1 rRNA gene is annotated in these 1,678 nt (G+C 51.8%); it reads left to right on the top strand.

The annotated features are described in order from the left end of the window. Positions 1–82 precede the first annotated feature (82 nt). Positions 83–1,596: ribosomal RNA gene (locus tag NE623_RS14380) — 16S ribosomal RNA — on the top strand. Positions 1,597–1,678 lie beyond the last annotated feature (82 nt).

Here is a 1,678-nt window from a genome sequence, read left to right as displayed (position 1 = left end):
ACAAGTAATTCATACAGGACGCAAGCGATTGTGTCTGAGTGATTACAGAGATTTAACGCTTTTAAATGGCGATTAAATACCATTTATAAAGAGTTTGATCCTGGCTCAGGACGAACGCTGGCGGCGCGCCTAACACATGCAAGTCGAACGGAGTTAAGAGGAGCTTGCTTTTCTTAACTTAGTGGCGAACGGGTGAGTAACGCGTGAGTAACCTGCCCTGGAGTGGGGGACAACAGTTGGAAACGACTGCTAATACCGCATAAGCCCACGGAACCGCATGGTTCTGAGGGAAAAGGATTTATTCGCTTCAGGATGGACTCGCGTCCAATTAGCTAGTTGGTGAGGTAACGGCCCACCAAGGCGACGATTGGTAGCCGGACTGAGAGGTTGAACGGCCACATTGGGACTGAGACACGGCCCAGACTCCTACGGGAGGCAGCAGTGGGGGATATTGCACAATGGGGGAAACCCTGATGCAGCGACGCCGCGTGGAGGAAGAAGGTTTTCGGATTGTAAACTCCTGTCGTTAGGGACGATAATGACGGTACCTAACAAGAAAGCACCGGCTAACTACGTGCCAGCAGCCGCGGTAAAACGTAGGGTGCAAGCGTTGTCCGGAATTACTGGGTGTAAAGGGAGCGCAGGCGGACCGGCAAGTTGGAAGTGAAAACTATGGGCTCAACCCATAAATTGCTTTCAAAACTGCTGGCCTTGAGTAGTGCAGAGGTAGGTGGAATTCCCGGTGTAGCGGTGGAATGCGTAGATATCGGGAGGAACACCAGTGGCGAAGGCGACCTACTGGGCACCAACTGACGCTGAGGCTCGAAAGCATGGGTAGCAAACAGGATTAGATACCCTGGTAGTCCATGCCGTAAACGATGATTACTAGGTGTTGGAGGATTGACCCCTTCAGTGCCGCAGTTAACACAATAAGTAATCCACCTGGGGAGTACGACCGCAAGGTTGAAACTCAAAGGAATTGACGGGGGCCCGCACAAGCAGTGGAGTATGTGGTTTAATTCGAAGCAACGCGAAGAACCTTACCAGGTCTTGACATCCGATGCATAGTGCAGAGATGCATGAAGTCCTTCGGGACATCGAGACAGGTGGTGCATGGTTGTCGTCAGCTCGTGTCGTGAGATGTTGGGTTAAGTCCCGCAACGAGCGCAACCCTTATTGCCAGTTACTACGCAAGAGGACTCTGGCGAGACTGCCGTTGACAAAACGGAGGAAGGTGGGGATGACGTCAAATCATCATGCCCTTTATGACCTGGGCTACACACGTACTACAATGGCGTTTAACAAAGAGAAGCAAGACCGCGAGGTGGAGCAAAACTCAAAAACAACGTCTCAGTTCAGATTGCAGGCTGCAACTCGCCTGCATGAAGTCGGAATTGCTAGTAATCGCGGATCAGCATGCCGCGGTGAATACGTTCCCGGGCCTTGTACACACCGCCCGTCACACCATGAGAGCCGGGGGGACCCGAAGTCGGTAGTCTAACCGCAAGGAGGACGCCGCCGAAGGTAAAACTGGTGATTGGGGTGAAGTCGTAACAAGGTAGCCGTATCGGAAGGTGCGGCTGGATCACCTCCTTTCTAGGGAGTCAGACAAAGTGATTTAGCTGGTCTAAATGACTTTGGACAGGAACACAGTTTCAGTATTGTTCAATTTTGAGGG

Source organism: Gemmiger formicilis (assembly GCF_024462815.1).
Taxonomy (GTDB): Bacteria; Bacillota; Clostridia; order Oscillospirales; family Ruminococcaceae; genus Gemmiger.
This window is presented reverse-complemented; position numbering and strand designations above follow the sequence as displayed.